This is a genomic window from Micromonospora sp. NPDC049203 (genome assembly GCF_043197215.1).
In the GTDB taxonomy this organism is placed as follows: Bacteria; Actinomycetota; Actinomycetes; order Mycobacteriales; family Micromonosporaceae; genus Micromonospora.
Map to the genome: position 1 here is coordinate 318,009 of NZ_JBICSV010000007.1, position 23,888 is coordinate 341,896.

The window sequence follows — 23,888 nt, forward strand, 5'->3', positions numbered from 1 at the left end:
ACACCCGCGTCAGAACAGCTCGGGACGGCGCTTGCGGCGCTCGTTGTAGTCGCGCATGCGCTGCGGGTAGCCCATCAGCCGCACGTCGTAGATCGGGATGGCGATCCGGTGCGCCCACCGGCGAGCCTCGTCCGGCCCGCCGACGCGGCGCCGGGTCCACTCGCCGTCGTCGGCGATCAGCATGATCGTGGTCTCGGTGACAGTCGTCCGGGGCTCGATGTACGCCTCGACACCCTTGCGGGTCCGGACGAAGTTCTCCAAATGGTCCAGATCGGCGCGGTCGGCAGCGCGATCGCGGCTCGCCGGGGCCGCCCGCTTGCGTCGTCGGAACAGCCCCACCGAATCCACTCCTCCCCCACGCGTGATCGAAGACGGTGCCAAGGGTACGTGTCACCGACGTGTCGTTGGGCACCTCGGTACGCGCCCGGTCCGTGGTGGTGACAAGATGACCGAGGTGGGGTGTGCCTGTTACTCCGCCGTAACCCCCGATGCAGTGACGCGACCTGGGAGTTGGATGTGAGCGAGCCGAACGACACGACCTTCGACATCGTCATCCTCGGAGGTGGTAGCGGCGGCTACGCGGCGGCGCTGCGTGCCGCCCAGCTGGATCTCTCCGTCGCCCTCATCGAGAAGGGCAAGCTGGGCGGGACCTGCCTGCACAACGGGTGCATCCCGACCAAGGCGCTGCTGCACGCCGCCGAGATCGCCGACCAGACCCGCGAGTCCGAGCAGTTCGGCGTGAAGGCCGAGCTGGTGGGCATCGACATCACGGCGGTCAACTCGTACAAGGACGGCGTGATCTCCCGCCTGTACAAGGGCCTGCAGGGCCTGGTGGGCAGCAGCAAGAAGATCACCTTCGTGGCCGGCGAGGGCAAGCTGGTCGGCAAGAACGTGGTCGAGGTGGACGGCAAGCGCTACACCGGCCGCAACGTCGTGCTGGCCTCCGGCTCGTACGCGAAGACGCTGCCCGGCCTGGAGGTCGACGGCGAGCGGATCATCACCAGCGACCACGCGCTCACCATGGACCGCATCCCGTCTTCGGCGATCGTGCTCGGCGGCGGCGTGATCGGCGTCGAGTTCGCCAGCGTCTGGAAATCCTTCGGCGTGGACGTGACCATCGTCGAGGCGCTGCCCCGCCTGGTCGCCGCCGAGGACGAGGAGTCGTCGAAGGCGCTGGAGCGGGCGTTCCGCAAGCGGAAGATCAACTTCAAGGTCGGCAAGCCGTTCGAGAAGGTCGAGAAGACCGACAAGGGCGTGAAGCTGACCATCTCCGGCGGCGACACGGTCGAGGCCGAGCTGCTGCTGGTCGCCGTGGGCCGCGGCCCGAACACCGCCGGCCTCGGCTACGAGGAGCAGGGCGTCAAGATGGACCGCGGCTACGTGCTGACCGACGAGCGGCTGCGCACCAGCGTGCCGAACGTCTACGCGGTCGGCGACATCGTGCCCGGCCTGCAGCTCGCGCACCGCGGCTTCCAGCAGGGCATCTTCGTGGCCGAGGAGATCGCCGGGAAGACCCCGGCCGTGATCGACGAGGCCGGCATCCCGCGCGTCACCTACTGCGACCCGGAGCTGGCGTCGGTCGGCCTGACCGAGGCGAAGGCCAAGGAGCAGTACGGCGCCGACAAGATCAAGACCTACAACTACAACCTGGGCGGCAACGGCAAGAGCCAGATCCTCAAGACCGCCGGCCACGTGAAGCTGGTCCGGGTGGACGACGGCCCGGTGGTCGGCGTGCACATGGTCGGCGCCCGGGTCGGTGAGCTGATCGGCGAGGCGCAGCTCATCTACAACTGGGAGGCGTACCCGGCCGAGGTGGCGCAGCTCGTGCACGCCCACCCGACGCAGAACGAGGCTCTGGGCGAGGCGCACCTGGCCCTGGCTGGCAAGCCGCTGCACGCGCACGCCTGACACGACAACCGCGGCGTCCGGCGACGGGCGATGATCCCACCAGGGGAATGAAGGAGTCTGGAGAACATGCCGGTATCGGTCACCATGCCCCGGCTCGGCGAGAGCGTCACCGAGGGCACCGTCACGCGCTGGCTCAAGCAGGAGGGCGACACCGTCGAGGTCGACGAGCCCCTGCTCGAGGTGTCGACCGACAAGGTCGACACCGAGATCCCGTCCCCCGCGGCGGGCGTGCTGAGCCGGATCGTGGTCGGCGAGGACGAGACCGCCGAGGTCGGCAGCGAACTGGCGGTCATCGCGGGCGAGGGCGAGGACGCCGGCGCGGCGCCCACCCAGGAGGCCGAGCCGGCCACCGAGCCGACGGCCGCCGCCGAGGGCACCGGCCCCGAGCCGGAGCAGGCCGAGGAGGCCGACGAGGCCGCCGCCGAGCCGGGCGCCGAGGCCGAGCAGCCGGCCGTCGAGGAGCCGGCCGAGGCCGCCGCGCCATCGGGCGAGGGCACGCCGGTGACCATGCCGGCCCTGGGCGAGAGCGTCACCGAGGGAACTGTCACCCGCTGGCTCAAGCAGGTCGGCGAGACCGTCGAGGTGGACGAGCCGCTGCTGGAGGTCTCCACCGACAAGGTCGACACCGAGATCCCGTCGCCGGTCGCCGGCACCCTGCAGGAGATCAAGGTCGCCGAGGACGAGACCGCCGACGTCGGCGCCGTGCTGGCGATCGTCGGGGTGGCCGGCGCCGCGCCCGCGAAGGCGGAGCCGAAGCCCGAGCCCAAGCCGGAGCCGAAGGCCGAGGCGAAGCCCGCGCCCAAGGCCGAGCCGAAGCCGGAGCCGAAGGTCGAGGAGCCCACCCCTGGCGCTTCCTACAACGAGCCGGCCGCCGAGGCGGAGCAGTCCGCCCAGCCGGTCAAGGCCGAGGAGGCCGCGCAGCCGGCAGCGCCGGCCGCCGCGCAGCGCCGGAGCGTTCCGGCCGAGCACGGCGAGGACGCCGCCGGGTACGTGACGCCGCTGGTGCGCAAGCTCGCCGCCGAGCACGGCGTGGACCTGGGCTCACTCAAGGGCACCGGCGTGGGTGGCCGCATCCGCAAGCAGGACGTGCTGGAGGCGGCCGAGAAGGCGAAGGCCGCCAAGCCCGCGCCGGCCGCCGCCGCTGCCCCGTCCGCACCGGCCCCGGCCCAGCCGGCTGCCAAGCCGGAGCCGAGCGTCAAGCGGGGCACCACGGAGAAGCTGCCGCGGATCCGTTCGATCATCGCGAAGCGTCTTCAGCAGTCCCTGCACGAGACGGCGCAGCTGACCACCGTCGTCGAGGTCGACGTCACCAAGGTCGCCAAGCTGCGGGCGCGGGCCAAGGACTCGTTCCAGGCCAAGCACGGCGTGAAGCTGTCCTTCCTGCCGTTCTTCGCGGTGGCCGCGATCGAGGCGCTCCAGACGTACCCGATCATCCAGGCCAGCATGGACCTGGACGGCGGGACGATCACCTACCCGGGCGCCGAGCACCTGGGCATCGCGGTGGACACCGAGCGCGGGCTGCTCACGCCGGTCATCCACAACGCCGGTGACCTCAACATGGGTGGCCTGGCCAAGCGGATCGCCGACCTGGCCGAGCGCACCCGGGCCAACAAGATCACCCCGGACGAGATGGCCGGGGCGACGTTCACGCTCACAAACACCGGCAGCCGGGGCGCGCTGTTCGACACCCCGATCGTGCCGTCGCCGCAGTCGGCGATGCTCGGCACGGGTGCCGTGGTGAAGCGCCCGGTCGTGGTCAACGACGCGGAGCTGGGCGAGGTCGTGGCGATCCGGTCGATGGTCTACCTGGCTCTGTCGTACGACCACCGGCTGATCGACGGCGCCGACGCGGCCCGCTTCCTCACCGCGGTGAAGGAGCGGCTGGAGGGCGGCAACTTCGAGGCCGAGCTGGGTCTGTAGATCCGAGACGGATCGAGGGGCGCGCGGCGACACGCCGCGCGCCCCTTCTCGTGCCGGGACGGGTTACGCCGCCGGCCGGGCTGACCGGAATCGCCCCGCGGCCCGGACGCGCGCTGACAGACTCGGCCGGTGGGCTCGTACGGGTGGCGGGGACGCCTGGGGCCGGCCGTGCCGGTGGCCCCGGGCGCCCGGGTCGACCGGTTCGAGATCTTCTTCGACCTGGTCTTCGTCTTCTCGTTCTTCATCATCACCCGGGCCACCGCGCTCCAGGTGACCGGCGGGGCGCTGCTGCACGCCCTGCTGGTCCTCGCCGTGCTCTGGTGGTCGTGGGTGGTGCACAGCGTGGTCGCCACCCGGGTACGCCTCGGCGAGGGCTTCGTCCCGGTGCTCATGACGGTCGGCATGGCCGCGCTGTTCACGTTCGCGCTGTCGCTGCCGAACGCGTTCCGCGACCCGCGCGGCAACGCGGCCGGGCCGATGGTCGCGGCGCTCAGCTACACCGTCCTGCGGCTGGTGCACCTGCTGCTCTACCGGCACGCCGTCCGGGACAGCCCGAACGAGCGCCGGCAGCTGATCCGGTTCGCCCCGGAGCTGATCGGCAGCACCGCGCTGCTGCTGATCGCCGCACTGCTGCCGCCGAGGATCGACGACCTGTTCTCGGCGGCCGTGCTCCGGGACGTGCTGTGGGGCGCCGCCATCCTGCTCCAGTACGGCACCGGCATACTCGCCGGCACCTGGGGCTGGGGCGTCGCGTCGGCCGAACACTGGACCGAGCGGTACGACCTCATCCTGATCATCGCGCTGGGCGAGTCGGTCATCTCGGTCGGCGTGGGCAGCAACCTGCTCGGGCAGCCGCCCACCTGGCCGGCCGTGGCGGCGTCGGTGCTCGGCATCTTCTTCACCGCCGCGCTCTGGTGGGCGCACTACGACATGGTCGGGCCGGCCGCCCGGATCGCGTTGCACGCCGCGCAGGACGGCCCCCGGGTGGCGATGGCCCGGGACGCGTACGCGTACCTGTTCCTGCCCATGATCGCGGGCATCATCCTGTTCGCGCTCGGCGCCGAGACGATCGTGCACGACATCGCCGACCCGAACGTGCCGCCGAGCGAGCCGGCACACGGTCCCGGCGTGCCGCTGCTGTTCGGCGGCGTCATCTGCTACCTCTGCGGCAACATGCTGTTCCAGCTGCGTACCCTGCACACGCTGAGCTGGACCCGGGTCGGCACGGCGCTGCTGCTCGGCGTGACCATCCCGGTCGCGGAGCGGGTGCCGGGGCTGGCGGCGCTGGGCCTGCTGACGGCCGTCACGGTGGGCATGGTGGCCGTCGAGGTGATCGTCTTCGCCGAGGGCCGGCACGCGCTGCGGAAGCTGGTGTTCGAGGAACGCGCCAGCCACGAGGCGCACGAGGCGGCCTGGCGGGCCCGCTGGCACGACCGGCCCGACGAGGGCGAGTGAACCCCGGTGCCCGGCTGTTAAGAAGGGGCCCTTTCACCTCCTCAGGCGTTAAGAAGGGGCCCTTCCTTACGGTTCGGCCGTCGGCAGAATCGGCGCGCGGGGTGGCCCGCGGCCCGGCGCGCGCCGATGCTGGGGCGATGGCGACCTTCTCCGTACAGGCCCACCCCACAGACGCGGCGAGCTGGACCGAGCTGGCCCGTACCGTCGAGGCGGCCGGCTTCGACGCGCTGTTCGCGGCCGACCACCCCGGCTCCTGCGCGTCGCCGTTCGTCGCGCTGGCCGCCGCCGCGGCGGTGACCAGCACGCTGGGCCTGGGCTCGTACGTCTCCAATGCCGGCGTCCGGGAGCCGATCCTGCTCGCCGCCGACGTGGCCACCCTGGACGTGGTCTCCGGCGGGCGGGCCCGGTTCGGCGTCGGCGCGGGCCACACGCCGGCCGAGTGGCGGGCCGTCGGGCGCGAGCGCCCGGACGTCGCCGGCCGGGTCCGCCGCTGCGTCGAGGTGACCGAGGCGGTACGGGCGCTGCTGGCCGGCGACGAGGTCACCGTGGACACCGAGGAGTTGACCGCGTACGCGGCACGTCTCGACCGGCCACGGCCGGTGCGGGACCGGATCCCGCTGACCGTCGGCGCCTCCAACTCGACGTTGCTGCGCTGGGCCGGCAGGCACGCCGACGTGGTCGGCCTGGCCGGCCTGGGCCGGACGCTGCCCGACGGCCACCAGCACACCGTCCGTTGGCGGGCCGACCAGATCGAGGCGCAACTCGCGCAGGTGGCGGCCGGTGCGGCCGGACGGGAGACGCCGCCGGTCCTGGAGGCGCTGGTCCAGCACGTCGCCGTGACCGACGACGCGGAGGCGGCCGCCGCCGGGACGGCCGCCGAGACCGGGCTCACCCCGGCGGAGGTGCTGGCCACCCCGTTCGTGCTGGCCGGCACCCCCGACGAGATCGTCTCGGCGGTGGCCGGGCACCGGCGCCGCTGGGGCGTCACCCGTTTCGTGGTACGCGCCGGAGCCGTTGACGCGCTCGCCCCGCTCCTGCCCCGGCTGGCGGGAAAAGAGCTGGACTTCGAGCCCACTCGAACGTGAACACTGTGGCGCATGACGACGACACGACGGCTGGGCCGCAGCGGCATCGAGGTCAGCGCGATCGGCATGGGCTGCTGGGCGATCGGCGGCCCGCTCTGGGACGGCAGCCAACCGCTCGGCTGGGGTGAGGTGGACGACGACGAGTCGGTGCGTACCGTGCACCGGGCCCTCGACCTGGGCGCGACGCTGTTCGACACGTCCAGCAACTACGGCGCGGGGCACAGCGAACGGGTGTTGGGGCGCGCGCTCGCCGGCCGCCGGGACCGGGCGGTCATCGCCACCAAGTTCGGCTACCCCACCGACGAGGAGACCCGCCAGGCGCTCGGCGAGGACGCCAGCGCCGAGTACGCGCGGCGCAGCCTGGAGGGTTCGCTGCGCCGGCTCGGCACCGACCACGTCGACCTCTACCAGCTCCACCTGGGCGGCCTGCCGGTGCCGCGGGCGATCGACCTTGTCGGCACACTGGAGGATCTGGTCGCCGAGGGCAAGATCCGGGCGTACGGCTGGAGCACCGACGACCCCGCCTCGGCGCGCGCTTTCGCCGAGGCCGGACCGCACTGCGCGGCGATCCAGCACGACCAGTCGGTGCTGCGGGACAACGCCGCGATGCTCGCGGTGTGCGCGGAGTTCGACCTGGCCGCCCTGAACCGGGGGCCACTGGCGATGGGCCTGCTCACCGCGAAGTACCAGGACGCGCCGGCCGCCCGGGGCGGCGACGACGTGCGCGGCGTGGCACCGGAGTGGCTGGACTGGTTCACCGGCGGCGTACCGCGCGCCGAGTGGGCGCAGCGGGTGGCCCGGGTCCGCGAGGCGCTGACCTCCGACGGCCGGAGCCTCGCCCAGGGCGCGCTGGGCTGGCTGCTCGCGCGCAGCCCGCACACGCTGCCGATCCCCGGCTGCCGGACCGTGGCGCAGGCCGAGGAGAACATCGGCGCGCTGGCGTACGGGCCGTTGCCGGAGGCGGCCTTCGCCGAGGTGGAACGTCTGCTCGCCGACCTGCGCACCGCCCCGGCCGACGCCTGACCCGCCCGAACAACTACTGCGCACGCGGGTGTGACGAGTGAGTGATTTCGCTCCACGCATCCGAATCGCGCTCCGTACTCGAAGATGGAAGCATGCGGATCCTCATGGCCGGCGTGTCCGGCTTCCTCGGCACCCGACTTGTCGACTGCCTCGCCGCGGACGGCCACCAGGTCACCCGCCTGGTCCGCCGCCCACCACGCACACCCGCCGAGCGGCAGTGGAACCCGTCCGCCGCGCAACTGGACCCGCAGTGCGTCGCCGAGGCCGACGCGGTGGTGAACCTGGCCGGTGCCGGGGTGGGCGACAAGCGGTGGAACGACGAGTACCGGAGGCTGATCCGGACCAGCCGGGTGGACAGCACCACCACGCTCGCCATCACGATCGCCGGCCTGCCCGCCGCCGACCGGCCCGCGGTGCTGCTGAACTCCTCCGCCGTCGGCTGGTACGGCAACACCGGCGACCGGACGGTCACCGAGGAGGCGCCGGCCGGCGAGGGGTTCCTCGCCGACGTCTGCCGGGTCTGGGAGGCCGCGACCCGTCCGGCCGAGGATGCCGGCGTACGGGTGGTGCGCCTGCGTACCGGACTGCCGCTGCACCGCGACGGCGGCCTGCTCAAGCCGCAGCTCCTGCCGTTCCGGCTCGGCGTCGGCGGCAAGCTGGGCAACGGGCGGCAGTGGCTGCCGTGGATCGCGATGCGGGACTGGCTCGACGCCGCGAAGTTCCTGCTCGCCCGCGACGACGTGGCCGGTGCGGTGAACGTGGTCGGCCCGGCGCCGGTCACCAACGCCGAGTTCACCAGCGAGCTGGCCCGGCAGCTGCACCGCCCGGCGATCATGCCGATCCCGGCGCTGGCGCTGAAGGTGGCGCTCGGCGGCTTCGCGCAGGAGGCGCTGACCAGCACGCGGGTGCTGCCGGGGGTGCTGGACCGGGCCGGTTTCCCGTGGACGCATCCGGACCTGCAGGGCGCGCTGCGCGCCGCCCTCACCGGCTGAGCGGCGAGGGCGGCGCGGCGGTTCAGCAGCCGATCACCCAGTACGCGGGCCCGGTCTGCTTGAGCGTGCTCGTGTAGAAGGTGTTGTAGAGGCCCATCCGCTGCCCGCTGCCGAGCGCGTAGGCGTACCCGCCGGACTGGTACGCCCGCCCGGCCACCACGTGCGCGTAGTTGCTGGCGGTGACGCAGACCGGCGCGGCAGTGGGCGTGGGTGACGCGGTCGGTGTGGGCGAGGCGGTCGGCCTGGGCGACGCGGTCGCCGTCGGGGCCGGGCTCGGCGAGGCGCCACCGCCGCCGAGCCCGAAGAAGACCGCGTCCCGGTACGTCGAACAGATGGTGTCCAGGAAGTACGCCCCGGCGGTGCCGCACTGGTCCGCGCCCGTACCCGGGTCGACGGGGGTGCCGTGGCCCATCCCGGAGACCCGGTAGAGGCGGACCTGGTCGCTGCCGTACACCTCCAGGCTGGTGCCGGCCGGCAGGGTGGACGTGCTGGTCGGGGTGGTCGACAGGCCCAGCACGTTCGTCCACTGGTCCCGCGACTCGGCGGCGTTGGCGGTCGCCACAGTGGTGTCGCTGGTGCCGTGCCAGATCGCCACCCGGGGCCGCTTGCCGGAGTAGCCGGCGTACGCGCCCCGGACCAGGTCACCCCACTGCGCCGGGGTCTTGTCCACGCCCGGGTTCATGCAGCTGAACGCGGTGACGGTGCTGGTGGCGCAGCGGTACGGGACGCCTGCGATGATCGAACCGGCGGCGAAGACGTCCGGGTAGGCGGCGAGCATGGCCGCGCTCATCGCGCCGCCGGCGGAGAGGCCGCTGACGTAGACCCGGGTGCCGTCGGTGCCGTACGTGGTCTTCGCGTAGTCGACCATCTGCTTGATCGACAGCGCCTCGCCCTGGCCGCGCGCGGTGTCGCCGGTCTCGAACCAGTTGAAGCAGGAGTTGGCGTTGTTGCCGCTGGGCTGCTGCGGCGCGATGAGCGTGAACTTCCACTGGTCGGCGTACTTCTGCCAGCCGGAGTTGGCGACGTAGGTGGAGGCGTTCTGCACGCAGCCGTGCAGCAGCACCACGGCGGGCGCGCCGGCCGGCAGTCCGTCCGGGCGGTACGCGTACATGGCCAGGTTTCCGGGGTTGGAGCCGAAGCCGGTGACCTGGGTGAGCGTGGCGGCCTGGGCGGGGAGGGCGGCGACCAGCGCGGTGGCCGCGGCCAGCACGACCCCGGCCGCCGCCCCGGCGACGCGGGCGATGAGGGATGAGGAGCGGGGCACGGGACCTCCCGATCGTGGAATGTGAACTGAGTCACCTCCGGGTTGCCGAGACGTTACGGCTGCGTTTCGTCACACCGGAATGGCCGCCGCTCACACATTCACGACCGCCGAAGTGTGCGGGCGAGTTCCGCGTCCGGGCGGTCTGCCCAGGTCCGGTTGGTAACGTCCGCTGCGTGCCCTCCTCCCCGTCCCCGGCCACCGGCCCGGCGCCGACACGCGTCCGCGACCGGCGTGCCGACCTGCTGGTCACGCTCGCCGCGCTGGCCCTCGCCCTCTGGGTGACAAGTGGCATGTGGCGGGATCCGAACAGCCGCGCCATCACCGTCAACTCCAGCGACCAGGCATTGTTCGAGTGGCTGCTGGCGTTCGGCGGGCACGCGCTCACCCACGGGCAGAACCCGCTGTACACCACGTTGATCAACGTCCCGGACGGGGTGAACCTCGCGGTGAACACCTCGATCACCGTGTACGCGGCGGTCTTCGCGCCGCTGACCTACCTGATCGGGCCGCCCGCGACGTTCCTGGTGATCCTGACGCTCAACCTGGCCGCGACGGCGGTGGCCTGGTACTGGCTGCTCAGCCGCCACCTGGTGCGCAGCCGGCTGGCCGCCGCGGTGGGCGCGCTGTTCATCGCCTTCTGCCCGGCGATGGTGTCGCACGCGAACGCGCACCTGAACTGGACCGCCGGATGGCTGGTGCCGCTGCTGATCTGGGGCGTGTTCCGGCTGCGCCGGACCGGCCGGGCGGTCACCGGCGGCATCGTGCTGGGCCTGCTGGTGGCTGTCGCGTTCTCGATCGCCGCAGAAGGGCTGTTCTTCACCGCGCTGGCGCTCGGCGTGTTCCTCGCCGTCTGGGCGCTGCACCCGGCCCGCCGGTCCGAGGCGCGCGCCGCGCTGCCCCGGATGGCGGCCGGGCTGGGCGTGACAGCGCTCGTCGCCGGGGCGCTGCTGGCGTACCCGCTCTGGTTGCACTTCCTCGGGCCGCAGCGGTTCCACGGCACCGGGTTCGACCCGCTGATCCACTCCGAGGACATCGCCGCGTACGGGTCGTTCCCGCGCCGCTCGCTCGCCGGCTGGGCCGGGTGGGGCACCTCGCTGGCGCCCAACCCGACCGAGGAGAACTCGTTCTTCGGCGTACCGCTGCTCCTGCTCGCCGTGGCCTGCTTCGCGCTGCTGTGGCGGCGCGCGGACCGCGCGTTCCGGGCCACGCTCGCGGCGCTCGGCGTGACCGCGGTGGTCTTCGCGGTGCTGTCCTGGGGCCCGTCGGTCAAGTGGAACGGCCGCCGCTTCGACCAGACGCTGCCGTTCGGGGTGCTGGACAACCTGCCGGTGATAAACGCGGCCCTGCCGTCCCGGCTGGCGCTGGTGGTCGCGCCGGTCATCGGCCTGCTGCTGGCGTACGCGATCGACTCGCTGCGCGCCCGCCCGCCCCGGCACCGGGTGAGCGGGTTCGCCTGGGCGCTCGGCTTCGTCTCGGCGCTGCTGCCGCTGGTGCCCACGCCGCTGCTGACAAGCGTCCGGGAACCGGTCCCGGCGTTCGTCACCACCGGTGCCTGGCAGCGCTACGTCCCGCCCGACGGGGTGCTCACCCCGCTGCCGCTGACCGTCGACGTCTACCCGGACGGGCAGCGCTGGCAGGCGTACGCGCTCGCCCACCGGCAGGGTGAGTTCCGGATCCCGTCCGGGTTCTTCCTGGGGCCGGGCGGGCCGGAGGGCCGGGGCCGGATCGGTCCGGTGCCGCGCACCTTCGACTCGCTGATGGACCAGGCCGGCCGGACCGGGCTGGTGCCGATCATCACCGACGGCAGCATCCGCGAGTCCCGGGCGGACCTGCGCTACTGGGGCGTCCAGGCGGTGGTGCTGCCGGACCGGGTGCACGGCGCCAAGTTCGACGTCGACGAGGAGGCGCTGCGGCGCACCGCCACCGCGCTGCTGGGCCCGCCCGAGCGGGTGGAGGACGTCTGGCTGTGGCGGGTGCCGGACTGACGCGACGAGGCTCACGGGTCCGGTTCCCGGACGGCGGGACTAGGCTGGACGGGTGAGCGTGACGACTTCCGGGTTGACCGCCGTCCACGCCGGCCTGCTCGACTACCAGGCCGCCTGGGACGAACAGCGCCGGCTGCACGAGGCGGTGGTGGCCGGCGAGCGGGGCGATACCGTGCTGCTGCTGGAGCACCCCAGCGTCTACACCGCCGGCAAGCGCACCGAGCCGTGGGACCGGCCGATGGACGGCACCCCGGTGGTGGACGTGGACCGCGGCGGGAAGATCACCTGGCACGGCCCGGGGCAGCTCGTCGGCTACCCGATCGTCCGGCTGCCCGACCCGGTCGACGTGGTCGCCTACGTCCGCCGCACCGAGCAGTTGCTGATCGACGTCTGCGCCGAGTTCGGGCTGGCCGCCGGCCGGGTCGAGGGCCGCAGCGGCGTGTGGGTGCCGGAGGACGACAGGGGCCCGGCCCGCAAGGTGGCCGCGATCGGCATCCGGGTGGCCCGCGGCGTCACGCTGCACGGCTTCTCCATCAACTGCGACTGCGACCTGGGCTTCTTCGACCGGATCGTGCCCTGCGGCATCCGCGACGCCGGGGTCACCTCGCTGACCGCCGAGCTGGGCCGGCCGATCACCGTCGCCGACGTGCTGCCGGTGGTCGAACGGCACCTGCCGACGCTGACCCGGGTCTGAGCCCCCGTGCGGCTCGACCTGGTCACGCTCGTCGTGACCGAGTACGACCCGGCGATCTCCTTCTTCACCGAGGTGCTCGGCTTCGAACTGACCGAGGACACGCCCTCTCTGACGAACGACGGCCGGCCCAAACGCTGGGTGGTGGTACGCCCGCCCGGCGGCGGCACCGGCCTGCTGCTGGCCCGCGCCGACGGCGAGCACCAGTCCGGTGCGGTCGGCGACCAGACCCACGGCCGGGTGGGCTTCTTCCTCCGGGTCGACGACTTCGAGGCGGTGTATCGCCGGATGCTCGACGCGGGCGTCGAGTTCGTCCGGCCACCCCGCACCGAGCCGTACGGCCGCGTCGCCGTCTTCCGGGACATCGCCGGCAACCCCTGGGACCTGCTCGGCCCGGCCTGACCGCCCTCTCTCCCCCGCCCTCGGCCACCGCGCGTCCGCTCGACGCGCGGTGGCCGACCGGTCCGGCTCGCCGCCCTCCGGATCCGATCTGACGGTCGTCACCGTGAGCGACGTTCCGGCACCCGAGGCATACGTCCTCCTGGCGACTTTGCTCTGCAGCCGGATACGCAGCGGTAACTCATGGTCGATCATTGCGCCCGCGGCTGCAGAGCAAAGGGCGCAGAAACCCATCCCTCCCGCTCGGCCGCCGTTCGTCATAACCCCTGTTCAGCGCGATCCGTCAGCCACCAGGGCCTCCCGGCGACCCCGGACACGCCATCACCGAACGTGACGATCGACGACGCGCCCCTTCCTCACTCTCAGTCGCCACTGAGCCGCCCTCCGCCAACCAGGGCGCCGGCGAAACGCCGACGAGCAAGCCCCCCGGCCGGCAGGGAGCAGGCCGCACCGGCCCGTCGTCAGGGCGTGAGGCGGTGCAGGTCGCGCGGGAAGGCGGTCACCTCGCGGACGTTCGCCGCGCCGGTGAGCCGGGCGACGAACCGCTCCAGCCCGATCGCGAAGCCGCCGTGCGGCGGCATGCCCTGCCGGAACGCGTCCACGTACCCGGCGTACGGCTCCACCGGTTCGCCCCGCGCCGCGAGCGCGGCCAGGTAGTCGGCGTGCCGGTGCAGCCGCTGCCCGCCGGTGACCAGCTCGACGCCCCGGAACAACAGGTCGAAACCGTTTGAGTACGCGGGCCGGGCCGGGTCCGGGTGGGTGTAGAAGGGGCGTTTCGCCATCGGATAGCCGGTGACGAAGAGGAAGTCGCTGCCGTGCTCGCGCAGCGCCCACTCCCCCAGCGCCCGCTCGTGCGCCGGCGCCAGGTCGGGTTCGTCGGCCGGCGCTCCGGCGATCTTCAGCGCGTCGGTGAAGTGCACCGCCGGGATCTCGGCCGGTGCCGCCGGCACCGTCACGCCCAGCGTGGCCAGCGCACCGCCGGCCCGGTCGGCCACGGCGTCGAGCATCCCGGCCAGGGTGTCCCGCAGCACCGCCATCACGTCCCGGTGGTCGGCCACGAACCCCAGCTCGACGTCGAGCGACGTGTACTGGGCCAGGTGGCGGACCGTGTCGTGCGGCTCGGCGCGGAACACCGGCCCCACCTCGTAGACCCGCTCGAAGACGCCGACCATGAGCTGCTTGTAGAACTGCGGCGACTGGGCCAGATAGGCGGGCCGCCCGAACCAGTCCAGCGCGAACACGTTCGCCCCGCTCTCGGTGGACGAGGCGACCACCTTCGGCGTGTGCACCTCGACGAAGCCCTCGCGGTCGAGCGTGGCCCGGAAGCCGGACACGGCCGCCGCCGAGATCCGCAGCGCGGCGGAGCGGACCGGGTGCCGCAGCGCGACCGGCGCGTGGTCGAGCTGGGTGGGCAGGGTGGCGGTGAGCACCGGCCGGTACAGGTCGAACGGGGGCGGGACGGCGGGCGGCCCGAGCAGACGTACCGTCGGCTCGACGACCTCGACCCCGGCGGGCGCGGCGGGGTTCGCGACCACCGTGCCGACGACCTCGACGACCGTCTCCTCGGTGAGCGCCTCGACCTGCTCGCGCACGGCGGGTGCGGCGACCACCACCTGGGCGAGCCCCGCGGCGTCCCGCAGGATCAGGAAGGCCACCGACTTGAGCAGCCGGCGGCGGTGGACCCACCCGGCGAGCCGCACGACGGCGCCCACCTGGGCGGGGAGTTCTGTGGACAGGATGCGTTGCACGACGACTACCTCCTTGACCAATCGCAACGCGATCCCCAGGGAGGTGTGGGCGAGCGGGAACCTCGCGGTGCCACCACACCTTCGCCCCCGCCAGGGCGGGAGCCTCGTTCGTCGCCTTTTCACCGGGGCCGGCCGGGCGGGCTCTACTGGGCGCGACGCGCCGTTCTTCCCGCAGCTCGGGAGGGTCTTCGCGGACCGGCGCCAGACCGCCTCGCAGCAACCGGCGGCTCTCTCGACTGACGGATCGGTCCGTTACTCGGCTCCGTCACAGCTCTGCCCGGCACGCTAGCACCGCGCAGGCGTCGCTGTGACCGGGTTTTTTCGCCCTTGGTGTCCGGTGTCACAGCGATTCGGGCGTGACGGCCGTCGCCCGCCGTTCATCGACCGGCGCCGACCGGCGTACGCTCGGTTTTGTGACGATCGAGCAATCCGCGCCGACGACTGAGCAGCCAGCGCGCACCGCGACTGTCGCCCCCGAGGGGCGGCGGATGCTGCGGATCGAGGCGCGCAACGCCGAGACGCCGATCGAGCGCAAGCCGCCGTGGATCAAGGTGAAGGCCAAGATGGGCCCGGAGTACACCCAGCTGCGCGGGCTCGTCTCGCGCGAAGGGCTGCACACGGTGTGCCAGGAGGCCGGCTGCCCCAACATCTACGAGTGCTGGGAGGACCGGGAGGCCACCTTCCTCATCGGTGGTGACCAGTGCACCCGGCGCTGCGACTTCTGCCAGATCGACACCGGCAAGCCGGCCGAGTTCGACGCCGACGAGCCCCGGCGCGTCGCCGAGTCGGTGGCGGCGATGGGCCTGCGGTACGCGACCATCACCGGTGTCGCCCGCGACGACCTGCCCGACGGCGGCGCCTGGCTCTACGCCGAGACGGTCCGGCAGATCCACGCGCTGCAGTCCGGCTGCGGTGTCGAGCTGCTGATCCCCGACTTCAACGCGGTGCCCGAGCAGCTCGCCGAGGTCTTCGGCTCGCGGCCCGAGGTGCTGGCGCACAACGTGGAGACGGTGCCGCGCATCTTCAAGCGCATCCGGCCGGCGTTCCGCTACGAGCGTTCGCTGGACGTGATCCGCCAGGCCCGCGCGGACGGCCTGGTCACCAAGAGCAACCTGATCCTGGGCATGGGCGAGGAACGCGCCGAGGTGTCCCAGGCGCTGCGCGACCTGCACGAGGCGGGCTGCGAGCTGATCACCATCACGCAGTACCTGCGCCCCTCCCCCCGGCACCACCCGGTGACCCGCTGGGTGAAGCCGGAGGAGTTCGTCGAGCTGCGCGAGGAGGCCGAGGAGATCGGCTTCGCGGGCGTGATGAGCGGCCCGCTGGTCCGCTCGTCGTACCGCGCGGGCCGCCTCTACCAGCAGGCGCTCGCCGCCCGCGAGCAGGTCGCCGTCGCCGGCTGAGGCCGGCCGGTCACCGCGTCGCCCACCACCGCCGCGCGCCGGATGTCATGATCACAGGCATGACCGCCGGGGTACGCGAGGAGCCACGCGAGACCGTGCGCCCTCGTACGCCCCGGCGGCTGCCGTCTCCGACGCTGCTCGCGGTGCTCGTCGGGTTCGCCGCTGTGGGCTACCGGCTGGCGCTGCTGTTCGCCGACGTGCCGCCCGCGAACAGCGACGAGGCGACGATGGGGCTGGCCGCCCTGCACATCGCCGATGGTGACGGCTTCCCGGTGTGGTTCTACGGCCAGGCGTACATGGGCACGCTGGAGGCGTACCTGGCCGCGCCGCTGGTAGCGCTCGCCGGGCCGTCGGTGCTCGTACTGCGGCTGCCCACGCTGGCGTTGTACGCGTTGTTCCTGCTGCTGTCCTGGTGGCTGACCCGGCGACTCGGCGGTGACCGCTGGTACGCGCTGCTCGTCGTCGCCGTGCTGGCGCTCGGCTCCGACCGGGTGGTGAAGAACCAGCTCATCGCCGGTGGCGGCTACCCGGAGCTGAACCCGGCCGGCGCCGCGCTGGCGCTGCTGACGGTCGGCCTCTGTGTGACCGGGGCGGGCGCGCGGCTGCCCCGCTGGGCGGCCTGGGGGCTGATCGCCGGGGTGCTGCTCTGGGTGGACCCACTGATCCTGCCGTACGTGCTGACGCTCGGCGCGCTGCTCGTGGCGTGGCGGTGGCGGGAACTGGCCGGACGGGCCGGGATGGTGCTGGCCGGTGCGCTGCTGCTGGGCGCGGCGCCGATGCTCGCCGACAGCATCCGGCACGGCCGCAACCCGGTGGCCGCGGTGCTGGCGGCAGGTGGCACGGGCGCACCGGCGGACTGGGTGGACCGGCTGCACGGCGGGCTGGTCCTCGGGCCGCCGCTGGCGATGGGTTTCTGCTCGCCCGGCCGGTGCGCCACCTGGCAGCTCTGGTGGGCCGTCGCGTTCCCGGTGCTGCTGGTGCTCGCCGTGCTCGCCGCGTGGCACACGCTCCGCCGTGCTCCCGGCGGCCCGCCCTCGCCGGAGCGGGTGTCGGCCGGGGTACGGCTGGCGCTGCTCGGCGGCGCGGCGGGCGTCCTCGCCGCGTACGCGGTGAGCAACGCGGCCGGGCGGACGCCGATCGAGAGCAGCCGCTACCTGTCGTGCCTGGCGGTCGCCGTGCCCGCCCTGCTCTGGCCACTGTGGCGGGCCGCCCGCCCGCTCGCCGCCCGCCGGACGGCCCGCCCCGCTGCCCGGCGGCGCGGGATGGCCCGGGTGGCGGGGGCCGGGGCGCTGGCGGTGCTCGCGGGCGTGCTCGGCACCGGTGCGGCGGCCACTGTGGACGTGATCCGTACCGCGCCCGACGTGCACGCCGAGGCCGACCGGCACCGGTCGCTCGTGGACACGCTCGGCGCGCTCGACGTCCGGCACGTACGCGGCGGCTACTGGACGTGCAACCGGCTCACCTACGCGACGGGCGAGAACGTGCTCTGTGCCGTGGTCGACGACGACCTGAGCCCTGGGTTCGACAGGCTGCCCGCGTACCGGCGGGAGGTGGCGGCCGACCCGGACGCCGCGTGGGTGGCACCGGCCGGCTCACCGCTGGCCGCGCGGCTGGACCAGCGCGTCGGCACCGCACCGGGCAGGCTCGACGTGGTCACGGTGCCCGGCTGGCGGATCTACCTGCCGCGCCGCTGACGCAGGCCCGGCGGCGCAGCTTCGAGCAGGCCGAGGCGGTGGGCCAGCGCGGCGGCCTCCACCCGGTTGGTCACGTCGAGCTTGGCGATGATCCGGGACACGTGCACGCTCGCCGTCTTCGGCGAGATGAAGAGCCGCTCGGCGATCCGGCTGTTGCTGTGCCCCTCGGCGACCAGCCGCAGCACCTCCCGCTCCCGGCTGGTCAGCAGGTCCGGACCCGGTCGCCCGGTGCCCCGCAGCCCGACCCGGCGGGCCAGCGTCGCCGCCTGCTCGCCCAGCGGGGTGGCGCCCAGCCGGGCGGCCAGTTCGGCCGTCTCCCGCACCCCGGCGGCCACCTCGTCGCGCTCACCGGCCGCCGCTGCCGCCTCGGCCAGCCCCAGCAGCGCCCGGCCCAGCGGGTACGGCTGCCCGGCCTTACGCCACGCCGCCACCGCCGCCCGCCACGCGGCGAGCCCGCCGGCCGGACCGGCGGGCGTCATCCCGCCGAGGATCGCCGTGACGTGGGCGGCGTGGGCGTGCTCGGCCGGATGCCGGGCGGGCAGCGCGGCGGCCACCGCCGACACGTCGGCGGCGAGCGTCGCGTCCCCGGTCAACGCGGCGGTACGCGCCACCGCGTTCAGCACCGGCCAGCCCTCGCGGGGCAGGTCGGTCAGGTGCGCGTCGGCCAGGGCGGCGCGCGCCGCGCGTACCGCCTCCGGCCGGTCGCCGGCAGCGAGCGCGGCCTCGACGCGCAGCTCGTGCAGCGGCAGCCGGTGGTTCGGCCAGAGGTAAGGCCGGCCGAGGAACGCCAGCGCCCGCCCGACGACCTCGTCCGCGCCGGGGTGGGCGCGGGCCAAGTGGAGCCCCGCGCGCAGTTGCAGCCAGTGCAGCCCGGACACACCGGGCGGGTCGATCCGGGCCGCCTCGGCGCAGGTGGCGTCCGCCTCGTCCCAGCGGCCCAGCGCGATCAGCGCCTCGGCCCGGTTCGACAGCAGGTACGCCCCGATCGAGCGGCTGATGCCGACCCGGCGTGCCTCGCTCACCCCGGCCGCGGCCGCCTGTTCGGACTCGTCGTAGCGGCCCAGCTCGTAGAGCACGTCGGAGAGGAAGACCAGGGCGCTGACCAGAGCCCACGAGTCGCCTGCGGCCCGGGCCCGCGCCTCCACCCGGCGCAGCTCGGCCAGCCCGCGCTCCGGCGTGCCGTCGATGCGGTGCAGCAGGGCGATCCGGGTGGGCAGCAGCACCAGGTCGGTGCCGACCTCGGACGCGCCGGCGGCGGCCTCGGCGGCGACCGAGGCGGCCTCCCGGGGGTCGACCTTCATCAGGTGCGACGCGATGTCGGCGAGCACGCCGAGGCGTTCCGGGCCGTGCGGCGCGCCCGCCGCCAGCCGGTACGCCTCGCGCAGCTCGGCCGCGCCGTCGCTCTTGCCGAGCAGCGCGAACAGCCGGCCCCGGTGGTCGAGCAGGCGCGCGGCACGCAGCGGTTCGGCGTCGGGGTCGACCTCGGCCAGCGCGGCCCGGGTGAGCGTGAGTGCCCGGCTGAGGTCCCCGGCGGTGACCGCCGCGGTCAGCGTGTCCTCCAGCACCCGCAGGTGGTCCATGCCGAGCCGGTCGGCGGCGTCGGGCACCTGCTCCCACAGCTCCAGGACGCGCTCCAGCAGCCGGCTCTGCTCGGCGTACGCGTACCGGTCGGCCGCCGCCTCGGCGGCGAGCCGGGCCGCGGTGAGCGCACGCGCATGGTCGTGTGCCGCGTACCAGTGGTGGGCGATCTCGGCCGGCGCGCGACCGGCGGCGACCAGGTGCGGATGGGCCTCGATCGCGGCGGCGTACCGGGCGTGCAGCCGCGCGTGCTCGCCCGGCAGCAGGTCGTCGTGCACCGCCTCGCGGACCAGCGCGTGCCGGAACTCGTAGTCGCCGTCCGGGTCGGCCACCACGAGCTGCCCGGCGACGGCGGCGCGCAGCGCGTCCTCCAGTTCGGCCTCGGGCAGGCCGGCCACCTCGGCGAGGAGCTGGTGGGCGAAGCGGGTCCCCCCGGCGGCGGCGATCCGCAGCACCCGCTGAGCCGGCTCGGGCAGCCGGTCGACGCGGGCCAGCAGCAGATCACGCAGCGTCTCCGGGATGGCCGCGCAGCCGACCGGGCCACCGGCGGCGGCCAGCTCCTCGATGAAGAACGGGTTGCCCTGGGTCCGTTCGTGCACCTCGTCCACCGTCCGGGCGATCTGCTCGACGCCGAGCAGGTCGGCCAGCACGGTGGCGGTGCCCTCCCGGTCGAGGCGGCCCAGCTCGATCCGGTCCACGCCGCGAACCCGGTCCAGCTCGGCGAGGAACGGCCGCAGCGGATGCCCTCGGTGCAGCTCGTCGGTGCGGTAGGTGCAGACGACGAGCAGGCGGGTGGCGCGGGCGGCCCGCACCAGGAAGCCGATCAGATCGCGGGTGGACCGGTCGGCCCAGTGCAGGTCCTCGATCACCAGCACCAGCGGGCGTTCCTCGGCGAGCCGCCGGAACAGGTCGGCGACCAGGTCGAACAGGTAGCCGCGCGGGGTGTCGGCGAGGGCCGGCCCGGCGGGCGCGGCCACACCGGCCGGCATCCGCGCCAGCTCGGGCAGCAGCCGGGCGAACTCCGCCTCGTAGCCGGCGAAGGCGGCCGGCCCGTCGTGGCGCAGCACGTCGCGCAGCGCGGCGGCGAACGGCGCGAACGGCAGGCCGGCCTCACCCAGCTCCAGGCACTGGCCCACCAGCAGTCGCGCGCCGGCCGCGTCCACCTGTGTGCCGAACTCCTCCAGCAGCCGGGTCTTGCCGACGCCCGCCTCACCGCCGACGAGCACCGTCGCCGGGTCGCCGGACCGGCACCGGGCGAGCGCGTCGCCGAGCGCGGCCAGCTCGGGCCGGCGGCCGACGAGGACGGTGCTGGCGGCGCGTACGGTCACGCCGTCGAGCATGCCACGGCGCCCCGACGACCCGACCGGCCCGACCGGGCCGACAGAAGCCGCTGGTCCGGCCGCCCCCGTGACGGCCGGACCGGCGTACGCCCTCGCGGCCATGCCCACGAGAGCGGCGACGGCCGGTGGCGCCGGTGCGGTCACCGGCGGGCGTCGGTGGTACGGGCGTGGTGCTGGCGGCGGCCGAGCCATCCGCGCGGGTGCCGGCGCGGCAACGACCGGGCCAGCCGGTCCTGCGCCGCGTCGGCCTGCAACTCGGCGGCGTGGCTGCGGTGGATGCTGAGGATGAGGTCTGCGTCGTTGCCGAACATCTCGGATCTCCCTGTCGTGCGGTGTCTCCCTGTCGAGATCGACTCTCCGCGCGAAGGTGCCCCCGGTGCATGGGTACGCCGCCTGATCTTCGCCCGCCCGGCCTCCTTACCGGCGGGCCGATCCGGGCCGCCGCGGCGGTAAGGTACTCAGCCCTCGGCGCAGGGGCGGCCACGGATCAACGGGGTGCGCGCCGACCACTAGACTCTGCGGTATGGCAAAGCCCCAGGAGAAGGTCTCGTTCGGCCAGCGGCTGAAGCAGATCGGGATGGTGTTCCGGTTCACCGCCAAGCAGGACAAGTGGTTCGCGCCGCTGACCGCGGCGGCGGTGCTGATCCCGCTCGCGCTCACCGTGGTCGCGGTGCTCGCCTGGGGTTGGCTCTGGTTGCCGATCGGCATCCTGCTCGCCCTGCTGGCCGTGCTGATCGTGCTCAACCTGCGCTCGAACAAGGCGATGATGAACGCCGCCGAGGGGCAGCCGGGCGCGGCGGCGCAGATCATGGAGAGCATGCGCGGCGACTGGCGGGTCACCCCGGCGGTCAGCTCCACCACCCAGATGGACATGGTGCACCTGGTGGTGGGCCGGCAGGGCGTGATCCTGCTGGCCGAGGGCAACCCGCAGCGCGTACGCGGCCTGCTCGGCCAGGAGAAGCGCCGCCTGGCGAAGGTGATCGGCACCGCTCCGCTGCACGACTACGTGATCGGGCAGGGCGAGGGTGAGCTGCCGGTCCGCAAGCTGCGGATGACGCTGATGCGGCTGCCCCGCGCCCTGTCCCCGAAGGACGTCAACGCCCTCGACAAGCGGCTCAAGGCGCTCACGGCGCGACCGCAGATGCCCAAGGGCGCGATCCCGAAGAACATGCGGCCGGCGCGTGGCGCGTTCCGGCAGACCCGGGGTCGCTGACTTCCGGCGTACGCGAGAAGGAGCCGCTCCCCGTGCGGGGCCGGCTCCTTCTTCGTGCGGGTCAGCGGCGCGGGGCGTCGGTGACGACCGACCCGGCGAGCCGGTCGTGCAGGCCGCGCCGGTGCTCGTCCATGAGCAGGGCCGGCACCACCAGGGCCAGCAGGAAGCCGCGCAGCAGTCCGCGCAGCACCCCGATCCGGCCGCCGTCGGCCCAGGAGACGCAGCGCAGCCGGGTCAGGTACATGCCGGGGGTCTGGGCGAACAGGCCGATGAAGAAGCCGTACTCCAGGATCAGCACCAGGACCGGCGGCCAGCCGTCGCGGACCGGGTCGGAGAAGGCCCGGGCGACCATCAGGCACAGCACCCAGTCGATGATCAGGGCGCCGAAGCGGCGGCCGAGGCTGGGCGGGGTGAAGGCGGGGTCGGTGGCGGGCGGCACCGGTGTGGCGGCGGTATCGGTCACAGCGGCCAGGGTAACGCCGCCTCGACCGTCGACGAAAATTCCGACATTCCGCACCAGAGAGCGCTAGGATGACGCTCCGCAAGCGACGTAACACGGCGGAAACAGACGAGACACGGCAGGGCAACCCCCCGGCCATAGCGTCGCCAGTAGTTAGCTACCGGAGTGGACCTGCCAGGAGGACGTGTGTTCGCCAATTCCGAGGAACTCCTGCGATACCTCGCCAACGAGGACGTGAAGTTCGTCGACGTACGTTTCTGTGACCTGCCCGGCGTGATGCAGCACTTCAACCTGCCGGTCGAGTCGTTCGACGACAGCGTGTTCACCGACGGCCTCGCCTTCGACGGCTCCTCGATCCGCGGGTTCCAGGCCATCCACGAGTCCGACATGCTGCTGCTGCCGGACGTCGCCACCGCGTTCATCGACCCGTTCCGGGCCCAGAAGACCCTCGCGCTGAACTTCTTCATCCACGACCCGTTCACCCGCGAGGCCTACTCCCGCGACCCGCGCAACGTGGCGAAGAAGGCCGAGGCCTACCTCGCCGCCAGCGGCATCGCCGACACCGCCTACTTCGGCGCGGAGGCGGAGTTCTACATCTTCGACTCCATCCGCCACGAGACCTCGGCGCACCAGTCGTTCTACTACATCGACTCGATCGAGGGCGCCTGGAACAGCGGCCGGATCGAGGAGGGCGGCAACCGGGGTTACAAAACCGCCTACAAGGGCGGCTACTTCCCGGTTCCCCCGGTGGACCACTACGCCGACCTGCGCGACCGGATCGTGCGGCGCCTCGTCGACGGCGGCTTCACCGTCGAGCGGTCGCACCACGAGGTGGGCACCGCCGGCCAGTCGGAGATCAACTACAAGTTCTCCACGCTGCTGCACGCCGCCGACCAGCTCCAGCTGTTCAAGTACATCGTCAAGAACGAGACCTGGGCCGCCGGCAAGACCGCCACGTTCATGCCCAAGCCGCTCTTCGGCGACAACGGCTCCGGCATGCACACCCACCAGAGCCTCTGGCGGGGCGGCGAGCCGCTGTTCTACGACGAGACCGGCTACGCCGGGCTGTCGGACACCGCCCGCTGGTACATCGGCGGCCTGCTGCACCACGCCCCCTCGCTGCTGGCCTTCACCAACCCGACGGTGAACTCCTACCGCCGTCTGGTGCCCGGCTTCGAGGCGCCGGTCAACCTGGTCTACTCGCAGCGCAACCGCTCCGCCTGCACCCGCATCCCGGTGACCGGCAGCAACCCCAAGGCCAAGCGCGTCGAGTTCCGCGTCCCGGACCCGTCCAGCAACCCGTACCTGGCGTTCTCGGCCATGATGATGGCCGGCCTGGACGGCATCAAGAACAAGATCGAGCCCCCGGCGCCGATCGACAAGGACCTCTACGACCTCCCGCCGGAGGAGTGGGGCGACGTCAAGCAGGTCCCGGGCTCGCTGCCGGAGGTGCTCAACGCGCTCGAGGCCGACCACGACTACCTGCTCGACGGCGGCGTGTTCACGCCGGACCTGATCTCCACCTGGGTCGACTGGAAGCGGGCCAACGAGGTCGACCCGGTGCGTCTGCGCCCGACCCCGCACGAGTTCGCGATGTACTTCGACTGCTGAGCACGCTCGTCAGCACCGGGGGGGGGGGGGGGGGGGGGGGGGGGGGGGGGGGGGGGGGGGGGGGCGGGCCGGCGGGGCCGCGCCCGCCCCGCCCCGCCGCCCCCCCCCCGCCCCCCCCC

Annotated in this window: 19 protein-coding genes; 13 read left to right on the top strand and 6 right to left on the bottom strand. The window is 73.5% G+C overall.

The genetic code is table 11. The features are described 5' to 3' along the window. Positions 1 to 9: 9 nt before the first annotated feature. Positions 10 to 339, bottom strand: a complete 330-nt coding sequence (locus ACGFIA_RS21195) for a hypothetical protein (protein WP_013287729.1) — start codon at positions 337 to 339, stop codon at positions 10 to 12. 177 nt (positions 340 to 516) lie between these two features. Here ACGFIA_RS21195 and lpdA point away from each other — a divergent pair, with 177 nt between their 5' ends. From lpdA to ACGFIA_RS21225, 6 genes are all read left to right on the top strand, one after another. After that, positions 517 to 1,908 (top strand): dihydrolipoyl dehydrogenase, encoded by a 1,392-nt coding sequence (gene lpdA / locus ACGFIA_RS21200; protein ID WP_357476612.1) that lies wholly within the window; start codon positions 517 to 519, stop codon positions 1,906 to 1,908. A 66-nt stretch (positions 1,909 to 1,974) separates the two neighbouring features. Beyond that, positions 1,975 to 3,828, top strand: a complete 1,854-nt coding sequence (sucB, locus tag ACGFIA_RS21205) for a 2-oxoglutarate dehydrogenase, E2 component, dihydrolipoamide succinyltransferase (RefSeq protein WP_357380565.1) — start codon at positions 1,975 to 1,977, stop codon at positions 3,826 to 3,828. Between the two features lie 129 nt (positions 3,829 to 3,957). After that, complete coding sequence (locus tag ACGFIA_RS21210) at positions 3,958 to 5,283, top strand: low temperature requirement protein A (RefSeq protein ID WP_357380563.1); 1,326 nt, start codon at positions 3,958 to 3,960, stop codon at positions 5,281 to 5,283. Between the two features lie 137 nt (positions 5,284 to 5,420). Next, positions 5,421 to 6,368 carry an LLM class flavin-dependent oxidoreductase gene (locus ACGFIA_RS21215; protein ID WP_393261547.1) on the top strand — a complete coding sequence of 316 codons (948 nt, stop codon included), beginning with the start codon at positions 5,421 to 5,423 and terminating at the stop codon, positions 6,366 to 6,368. Between the two features lie 12 nt (positions 6,369 to 6,380). Further along, positions 6,381 to 7,391: an aldo/keto reductase gene (locus ACGFIA_RS21220; RefSeq protein WP_357380559.1), complete on the top strand. Its 1,011-nt coding sequence runs from the start codon at positions 6,381 to 6,383 to the stop codon at positions 7,389 to 7,391. A gap of 92 nt (positions 7,392 to 7,483) precedes the next feature. Beyond that, on the top strand, positions 7,484 to 8,383 hold the full coding sequence (locus ACGFIA_RS21225; RefSeq protein ID WP_357476607.1) for a TIGR01777 family oxidoreductase: 900 nt from the start codon (positions 7,484 to 7,486) through the stop codon (positions 8,381 to 8,383). A 22-nt stretch (positions 8,384 to 8,405) separates the two neighbouring features. Here the strand turns inward: ACGFIA_RS21225 and ACGFIA_RS21230 are convergent, their stop codons facing one another. After that, complete coding sequence (locus tag ACGFIA_RS21230; protein ID WP_393261551.1) at positions 8,406 to 9,647, bottom strand: PHB depolymerase family esterase; 1,242 nt, start codon at positions 9,645 to 9,647, stop codon at positions 8,406 to 8,408. A 173-nt stretch (positions 9,648 to 9,820) separates the two neighbouring features. On the opposite strand from ACGFIA_RS21230, the gene ACGFIA_RS21235 reads away from it, so the two are divergent. The 3 genes from ACGFIA_RS21235 to ACGFIA_RS21245 are packed head-to-tail and all read left to right on the top strand — an operon-like array spanning position 9,821 to position 12,725. Further along, positions 9,821 to 11,632 (top strand): DUF2079 domain-containing protein, encoded by a 1,812-nt coding sequence (locus ACGFIA_RS21235; protein WP_393261554.1) that lies wholly within the window; start codon positions 9,821 to 9,823, stop codon positions 11,630 to 11,632. 52 nt (positions 11,633 to 11,684) lie between these two features. Continuing rightward, entirely contained in the window at positions 11,685 to 12,326 is a 642-nt protein-coding gene (gene lipB, locus ACGFIA_RS21240) for a lipoyl(octanoyl) transferase LipB (protein ID WP_357380551.1), read from the top strand. Positions 12,327 to 12,332: 6 nt separating this feature from the next. Then, the gene (locus ACGFIA_RS21245) at positions 12,333 to 12,725 is read left to right on the top strand and encodes a VOC family protein (protein ID WP_357380549.1); all 393 of its coding nucleotides are present in this window, start codon (positions 12,333 to 12,335) and stop codon (positions 12,723 to 12,725) included. A 458-nt stretch (positions 12,726 to 13,183) separates the two neighbouring features. Here the strand turns inward: ACGFIA_RS21245 and aspS are convergent, their stop codons facing one another. After that, positions 13,184 to 14,470, bottom strand: coding sequence for an aspartate--tRNA(Asn) ligase (gene aspS / locus ACGFIA_RS21250; RefSeq protein ID WP_357380547.1), 1,287 nt, complete (start codon positions 14,468 to 14,470; stop codon positions 13,184 to 13,186). 356 nt (positions 14,471 to 14,826) lie between these two features. On the opposite strand from aspS, the gene lipA reads away from it, so the two are divergent. Together lipA and ACGFIA_RS21260 are read left to right on the top strand one after the other, a co-directional pair. After that, positions 14,827 to 15,873, top strand: a complete 1,047-nt coding sequence (lipA, locus tag ACGFIA_RS21255; RefSeq protein WP_357380545.1) for a lipoyl synthase — start codon at positions 14,827 to 14,829, stop codon at positions 15,871 to 15,873. A 59-nt stretch (positions 15,874 to 15,932) separates the two neighbouring features. Next, positions 15,933 to 17,567, top strand: a complete 1,635-nt coding sequence (locus ACGFIA_RS21260; RefSeq protein WP_393261559.1) for a DUF423 domain-containing protein — start codon at positions 15,933 to 15,935, stop codon at positions 17,565 to 17,567. Here ACGFIA_RS21260 and ACGFIA_RS21265 read toward each other — a convergent pair. Both ACGFIA_RS21265 and ACGFIA_RS21270 read right to left on the bottom strand, forming a co-directional pair. Next, positions 17,549 to 20,473, bottom strand: coding sequence for an ATP-binding protein (locus tag ACGFIA_RS21265; protein WP_393261562.1), 2,925 nt, complete (start codon positions 20,471 to 20,473; stop codon positions 17,549 to 17,551). The genes ACGFIA_RS21260 and ACGFIA_RS21265 overlap by 19 nt on opposite strands. A gap of 152 nt (positions 20,474 to 20,625) precedes the next feature. Beyond that, complete coding sequence (locus ACGFIA_RS21270) at positions 20,626 to 20,796, bottom strand: hypothetical protein (protein ID WP_354869832.1); 171 nt, start codon at positions 20,794 to 20,796, stop codon at positions 20,626 to 20,628. 212 nt (positions 20,797 to 21,008) lie between these two features. Here ACGFIA_RS21270 and ACGFIA_RS21275 point away from each other — a divergent pair, with 212 nt between their 5' ends. Further along, complete coding sequence (locus ACGFIA_RS21275) at positions 21,009 to 21,698, top strand: DUF4191 domain-containing protein (RefSeq protein ID WP_357380540.1); 690 nt, start codon at positions 21,009 to 21,011, stop codon at positions 21,696 to 21,698. A 61-nt stretch (positions 21,699 to 21,759) separates the two neighbouring features. Here ACGFIA_RS21275 and ACGFIA_RS21280 read toward each other — a convergent pair whose 3' ends face one another. After that, complete coding sequence (locus ACGFIA_RS21280; protein ID WP_393261602.1) at positions 21,760 to 22,170, bottom strand: RDD family protein; 411 nt, start codon at positions 22,168 to 22,170, stop codon at positions 21,760 to 21,762. A 174-nt stretch (positions 22,171 to 22,344) separates the two neighbouring features. Between ACGFIA_RS21280 and glnA the strand changes: the two genes are divergently transcribed. Then, positions 22,345 to 23,769 (top strand): type I glutamate--ammonia ligase, encoded by a 1,425-nt coding sequence (gene glnA, locus ACGFIA_RS21285; RefSeq protein WP_013287749.1) that lies wholly within the window; start codon positions 22,345 to 22,347, stop codon positions 23,767 to 23,769. Positions 23,770 to 23,888: the final 119 nt, after the last annotated feature.